Raw genomic sequence first — 5,616 nt, 5'->3', positions numbered from 1 at the left:
AGCCCGCGGTGCAGGTCGGAGTAGCGCTTCGGGCCGAAGACCAGCTCCCGCACGACGAGCAACGCCCACCGCTCGCCGACCGCGTTCAGCGCTCGCGCGATGCCGCAGGGGTCGTCGAACAGCCTTTTCTTGCTCATGCACCCGAGTGTACTTGCACAACAGGTGTGAATGCTACTAAATTAGGAGTATGAACGCTGTGACCTCCGCCGACGGCACCGTCATCGGCTACACACGGCACGGCGACGGGCCCCCGATGATCCTGGTCGGCGGCAGTTTCGACGACGGAACGGAGAACGCCCCACTCGCCGAGGCGCTGGCCGCGCTCCCTGCTCAACTAATCCGTTCGCAACACCGAGAGAAGGAATCGAACCCATGGGAAAGCTCGCGATCGAGACGAGAGGGTTGAAGAAGAGCTTCGGCAAGACCCACGCGGTCGCCGGTGTGGACCTGGCCGTGAGCGCCGGGGGCGTGTACGGCGTGCTCGGTCCGAACGGGGCGGGCAAGACCACCGCGATCCGCATGCTGGCCACGCTCCTGCACCCCGACGCCGGAGAGGCGCAAGTGCTCGGCTACGACGTCGTGCGTGACGCCCGGGCGGTGCGGAGCAGGGTGGGCCTCACCGGGCAGTTCGCGTCGGTCGACGAGGACCTCACCGGCGTGGAGAACCTGCTGCTGCTCGCCAGGCTGCTCGGCTACTCACGCCGCCGAGGCAGGGAGCGGGCGGCCGACCTGCTCGACGCGTTCGGTCTTGCCGAGGCGGCCGACCGGCAGGTGAAGAAGTACTCCGGCGGGATGCGCCGGCGCATCGACATCGCGGCGAGCCTGGTCGTCACCCCCGAACTGATCTTCCTCGACGAGCCCACGACCGGGCTCGACCCGCGCAGCAGGAACCAGGTCTGGGAGATCGTCAGGGGCATGGTCGCCGAGGGCACCACCGTGTTGCTGACCACGCAGTACCTCGACGAGGCCGACCAACTGGCCGACCGGATAGCGGTGATCGACCACGGGAAGGTGATCGCCGAGGGCTCGAGCGGCCAGCTCAAGGCATCGGTCGGCGCCGGCTCGCTGCACGTACGGCTACGTGCGCCCGAGCAGCGGGCCGAGGCCGAACGGGTCCTCGCCGGCGTCCTCGAGGTGCAGGTCGAGCCCTCCGCCGACCCGGCCGCGCTGTCCGCAAGGATCTCCGACCCCGAGCGGGTCGCCCGTTCCCTCGCCGAGCTGTCCCGCAGCGGCATCGACGTCACCGAGTTCGCGCTCGGTCAGCCGAGCCTGGACGAGGTGTTCCTCGCCCTGACCGGACACGCCGCCGAGGAGACACCCGAGGAGGATGCCGCATGAATGCCACGTCCGCAGAACAGGCGTCGGCGCCGGTCACCGAGGACGCGCTGCGCAGTGTGCTGGCCGGCGAGCGGCCGTCTAGCCCCGGTCCGGTGCTCACCTCGTTGACATTCGGCTGGCGCGCTTTGCTGAAGATCAAACACGTCCCGGAGCAGCTCGTCGACGTGACCATGTTCCCGATCATGTTCACGCTGATGTTCACCTACCTGTTCGGTGGCGCGCTCGCCGGGTCGACTCAGGAGTACCTGCAGTTCCTGCTGCCCGGCATCCTGGTGCAGGCGAACGTCATGATCACCATGAACACTGGCATTACGCTGAACACCGACATCCAGAAGGGGGTGTTCGACAGGTTCAGGTCACTTCCGGTGTGGCGACCGTCGCCGCTGGTCGGCGCCCTGCTCGGCGATGTGATGCGCTACTCGATCGGGTCGGCGATCGTGATCACGCTCGGCCTGGTCCTAGGGTTCCGGCCGGAGGGTGGCGCCGTCGGGGTGGTGCTCTCGGTGGTGCTGCTGCTGGTGTTCTCGTTCTGCCTGTCGTGGCTGTGGACGATGCTCAGCCTGATCCTGCGCACGCCGAACTCGGTGGCGGGGGTCAGCATGATGGTGATGTTCCCGCTGACGTTCGTGAGCAACATCTTCGTGGACCCGAAGACGATGCCCGGGTGGTTGCAGGCGGTCGTCGAGGTCAACCCGATCACCCACCTGGCGACCGTGGTACGCGGCCTGATGCACGGCTCGGTGCCCGCCGGGGAAATCGGCTGGGTGCTCGTCTCGTCCGTACTTCTCGTCGCGGTCTTCGGTCCCATCACCATGGTCCTCTACCGCAACAAGAAGTAGATGCCGCTACCGCGAGCACTTGGTCGAAATCAACTCCGACAACCCGGCCCACTCGGCCAACGCCATCACCGGTACCAAGCCCGGAACTCCCGAAACCGGCCCGAAGTGCAAGTGACGGAGGGGGCAGCCCACGTAACTCAATCCTGGTCGACATGCTCCGACGGTGACGACCACGCATCGAGAAATGGAGAGAAGCAGTGAACGAGATGACACTTCGTGTGACGTCCGCCGACGGTACGAGGATCGCCTACGACCGGAAAGGCACTGGCCCGGCGGTGATCCTCGTCGGCGGCACCCTAGACGACGGCGCTGAGAACGCGCCGCTGGCCCGGCTCCTTGCCAACCATTTCACGGTCTACAATTACGCACGACGCGGCCGGGGCGCCAGCGGCAATACACCGCCGTACGCCGTGGCGCGGGAGGTGGAAGACCTCGACGCGCTGATTGCGACAGCCGGCGGCTCAGTTCACGTGTACGGCGCCTCATCTGGCGGCGCCCTCGCGCTGGAGGCAGCAGCGGCAGGTTCGGCGATCGACAAGATCGCGGTGTGGGATGTGCCGTACGCGATCGGGGACGACCTGCGGCCGAGGTTCAACCAGTACATCGCGGACACCCACGAGGCATACAAAGCCGGCCGGGACGAGGAGCTCCTGGAACTGTTCGTGAGGCTTACCGGCGGACCCGACGCGGACATCGCGGCTGGCAAACAACACCCGAACTGGGCCTCGTCCGTCGCGCTCGCCCACACGCTCGTCAAGGACGCCGTGGTCCTCAATGACTACAAGATCCCCACGAACCGACTTGCCCGCATCACTCAGTCGGTCCTGGTGACCACCGAGGGTCCGATCACCGAGCCCCAGATGGCGGGCCTCCCGACCGACTTCTTCGACCGCGCCGCGAAAGCGATAGCCGCTGCCACCCCCCAGACCGAACGACACACGCTCGACGGGCAGGGACACGTCGTCGCCCCCGAACTCATGGCCCGTGTACTGAAGACGTTCTTCAACCAGTAGCCCGTCGACTGATCAGGTCGCGACCGTCGGTCGCTTCGGAACGCAGGCCCATCGGCCACGTCAGCATCGATCGGTGAGCGGCGACTCCTGAGTTCCGGAGTCTCGCCGCGTGTTGGCGCGAACGCGATCTGCAAGCCTGCGATCCCTTCCCCATGACGGGTGCGCCGATGACGCGGACCTTGCCGCGAGCTCGTCAACTGGGCAGCCAGCGCACGGACTCACCCCGGGAAGTCGTCAACGACGCCAGCAGCGAACTAAGCCTGCGTGCAGAAAGGCGCCTCCCGGGAGATCAAGCCGCTCTCGCCCCAGGATCACCCTGACATCGCTGCCGCGCTGGAGGTCGTCGACCTCGAAGAAGGACCGGCGTCCGTGAACGCGGGCGACATGACCTCTTAAGGTTCCGGGGTCATGCGGGACAAGATGGGGACGCGACAAGGAGAGACGATGAGCGAGCTGACCACCAAGCAGCCGGCTGGCACACCGACCTGGATCGACCTGGGCATCCCGGATCTCGACCGCGCGATGACCTTCTACGGCGCGTTGTTCGGTTGGGAGTTCGATGTGGGACCGGCGGAGTTCGGCCACTACACCCAGTGCTTGCTACGGGGCAGACCCGTCGCGGCCATCAGGCCGAACCCCGATCCCGACGCCACGGACTTCTGGTGGAACGTCTTCTTCGCGACGGATGACTGTGACGCCGCGGCCGCCCGAGCGCGGGACGCGGGCGGCTCGATCATCACCGGTCCGATGGACGTGCTGGACCAGGGCCGGACGGCGATCATCAAGGACACCACCGGTGCGCAGTGTGGACTGTGGCAGGCCGGTGCCCACATCGGCTGCGAGATCGTCAACGAGCCGAACGCCCTGCTCCGCAACGACCTGGTCACCGCGGAATCCGGGCCCGCGCGCGACTTCTACGTCGCGGTCTTCGGCTACACGTTGGATGCCAACCCGGACATGCCCGAGCTCGACTTCACGTTCCTGCGCAGACCGGATGGCCACGAGATCGGCGGCATCGCCGGTGACCCAAAGGCCACGAAGTCCCGTTGGGGGACCTTGTTCCAGGTGGACGACGCCGATGCGGCGGCGCGGCGAGCGGTCGACGCGGGTGGGACCTCGGCCGAGCCCTACGACATGATCTACGGGCGGGTCGCGAACATCACGGACCCGTTCGGCACGGAGTTCGATGTCGGTGCGGCGATGACGAGCTGAACCGGCGGTCAGCTGGCCGAGTGGTCGAGCTCGGCAAGACGCGCGTGGATGTCGTCGGTGTGGACCTCCTCGACAAGGTGAGACCGAGGTCGGCCAGGCACCATAGTCAGGGTGGACGTGCCTGCACCGCCCATCGGCATCGCCTGCTTCAATCACACGGGCGATCACCGCCGTGGTCCCGGATCGTCGCCGTACCCGACACGGCCCTGTGATCACCGTCACAACGGGTCTCATGTTGCTGTCCCTTGCGACGGTCTTGTTGCGGCGAGGTAATGCCCGATGGGATCGATGCGGATGACGGCGCCGGTGTAGGGGGCGTTGATCATCTGCGTGCTGGAGTGGTCGGCACAGGACTTGGTCGCGTCGTGGACGCTGGTGGGCAACAAGACCGGTGCGACGCGGCTTGGCTTCGCGGTGTTGTTGAAATTCTTCGAGATCGCGGCGCGGTTCCCGAGCGTGGCGGGTGAGGTGCCGCCGTCCGCGGTGGCGTACTTGGCCGAGCACCTGCACGTCACCGCGGACGCATTTCTCGTCGACCGCTTCTACGTCGCCCTCTCGGACGGCGCCCCGCGGCGTCGCCACGCTCACCGAGCAAGAACAGGAGTGCTTCCCGCCGAAGTGGCGGGAGATCCGGCACCATCTGGGACTCATCCACGGCACGATCAGCTACCTGGTGATCCGTAGCCAGTTTCTCGGTGGCCTTCCCGACGCACAGGAGGGCCTCGCCGAGATCGGGTTCGTAACTACTCACCCCACCTACCAGGGACCCGGGGTGGCGACGGCTCTCATGCAGCACCTGCTGGCTCTGCCCGGCTACGAGGAGTACGTCCTACGGGACATCAAGGACACAAACACGCCTGCCCTCAAGCTGTACGCCAAGCTCGGATTCACAAAGTACGAGCGTCGATCCGTCCGCTTCGCACGACGCGCAGGCTTCTCGACCTACGTCTCGCTGAGACTCATGCAGACCACCTGACCGAGACATCCGGCTGCCAGCGAGGTTCGGAGAACGACACTGGTAGCAGCAACATGAACTGCGTCCGCTGAGGAACCCCTTACGTACACTCGGTAGCGGCGCAGCCCGATCGCCCTGACCGTGACCTGCCGTGTTGCAGATACCCCGTACGGTGAAAATCCCGATTGTCGGGGGCTAACCGTACACTCCGGGCCATGCCCGACACCATGATCGGCTACGCCCGCTGCTCCACCGACGA

General features: G+C 66.3%; 10 protein-coding genes. 9 read left to right on the top strand and 1 reads right to left on the bottom strand.

All coding sequences use genetic code 11. From position 1 onward, the window contains the following. Positions 1-137, bottom strand: a 137-nt coding sequence (locus ELR45_RS43010) for a winged helix-turn-helix transcriptional regulator (RefSeq protein ID WP_205857427.1), incomplete at its 3' end; no start/stop codon positions are given. Between the two features lie 50 nt (positions 138-187). Between ELR45_RS43010 and ELR45_RS39320 the strand changes: the two genes are divergently transcribed. The 9 genes from ELR45_RS39320 to ELR45_RS42360 all read left to right on the top strand — a co-directional run. Then, the gene (locus ELR45_RS39320) at positions 188-406 is read left to right on the top strand and encodes a hypothetical protein (RefSeq protein ID WP_205857394.1); all 219 of its coding nucleotides are present in this window, start codon (positions 188-190) and stop codon (positions 404-406) included. Continuing rightward, positions 373-1,338, top strand: coding sequence for an ATP-binding cassette domain-containing protein (locus ELR45_RS27870; protein ID WP_129669241.1), 966 nt, complete (start codon positions 373-375; stop codon positions 1,336-1,338). Before ELR45_RS39320 ends, ELR45_RS27870 begins: the two co-directional genes overlap by 34 nt. Further along, positions 1,335-2,177 carry an ABC transporter permease gene (locus ELR45_RS27865; RefSeq protein WP_129669240.1) on the top strand — a complete coding sequence of 281 codons (843 nt, stop codon included), beginning with the start codon at positions 1,335-1,337 and terminating at the stop codon, positions 2,175-2,177. The genes ELR45_RS27870 and ELR45_RS27865 overlap by 4 nt, the downstream gene beginning before the upstream one ends. A 206-nt stretch (positions 2,178-2,383) precedes the next feature. After that, positions 2,384-3,190 (top strand): alpha/beta fold hydrolase, encoded by an 807-nt coding sequence (locus ELR45_RS27860; protein ID WP_165368181.1) that lies wholly within the window; start codon positions 2,384-2,386, stop codon positions 3,188-3,190. Between the two features lie 264 nt (positions 3,191-3,454). Then, positions 3,455-3,586, top strand: a complete 132-nt coding sequence (locus ELR45_RS42195; RefSeq protein ID WP_276320741.1) for a hypothetical protein — start codon at positions 3,455-3,457, stop codon at positions 3,584-3,586. A 48-nt stretch (positions 3,587-3,634) separates the two neighbouring features. After that, on the top strand, positions 3,635-4,402 hold the full coding sequence (locus ELR45_RS27855) for a VOC family protein (protein ID WP_129669238.1): 768 nt from the start codon (positions 3,635-3,637) through the stop codon (positions 4,400-4,402). Positions 4,403-4,732: 330 nt separating this feature from the next. Next, complete coding sequence (locus ELR45_RS27850; RefSeq protein ID WP_165368164.1) at positions 4,733-5,086, top strand: DUF4158 domain-containing protein; 354 nt, start codon at positions 4,733-4,735, stop codon at positions 5,084-5,086. After that, positions 5,076-5,378 (top strand): GNAT family N-acetyltransferase, encoded by a 303-nt coding sequence (locus ELR45_RS39315; protein ID WP_205857431.1) that lies wholly within the window; start codon positions 5,076-5,078, stop codon positions 5,376-5,378. Before ELR45_RS27850 ends, ELR45_RS39315 begins: the two co-directional genes overlap by 11 nt. Before the next feature lie 194 nt (positions 5,379-5,572). Beyond that, positions 5,573-5,616 (top strand): hypothetical protein (locus tag ELR45_RS42360; RefSeq protein WP_338069613.1); only part of this gene is annotated, 44 nt, incomplete at its 3' end.

The sequence above is a fragment of the Phytoactinopolyspora endophytica genome (genome assembly GCF_004138495.1).
Classification (GTDB): Bacteria; Actinomycetota; Actinomycetes; order Jiangellales; family Jiangellaceae; genus Phytoactinopolyspora; species Phytoactinopolyspora endophytica.
The sequence above is the reverse complement of the archived record's forward strand: the minus strand, read 5'-3'. Positions and strand labels throughout refer to the sequence as shown.

What these genes read in the sequence shown, in the direction of transcription:
- ELR45_RS39320 (WP_205857394.1), top strand. Translation starts at nt 188, where the DNA reads ATGAACGCTGTGACCTCCGCCGACGGCACCGTCATCGGCTACACACGG.
- ELR45_RS27870 (WP_129669241.1), top strand. Translation starts at nt 373, where the DNA reads ATGGGAAAGCTCGCGATCGAGACGAGAGGGTTGAAGAAGAGCTTCGGC.
- ELR45_RS27865 (WP_129669240.1), top strand. Translation starts at nt 1,335, where the DNA reads ATGAATGCCACGTCCGCAGAACAGGCGTCGGCGCCGGTCACCGAGGAC.
- ELR45_RS27860 (WP_165368181.1), top strand. Translation starts at nt 2,384, where the DNA reads ATGACACTTCGTGTGACGTCCGCCGACGGTACGAGGATCGCCTACGAC.
- ELR45_RS27855 (WP_129669238.1), top strand. Translation starts at nt 3,635, where the DNA reads ATGAGCGAGCTGACCACCAAGCAGCCGGCTGGCACACCGACCTGGATC.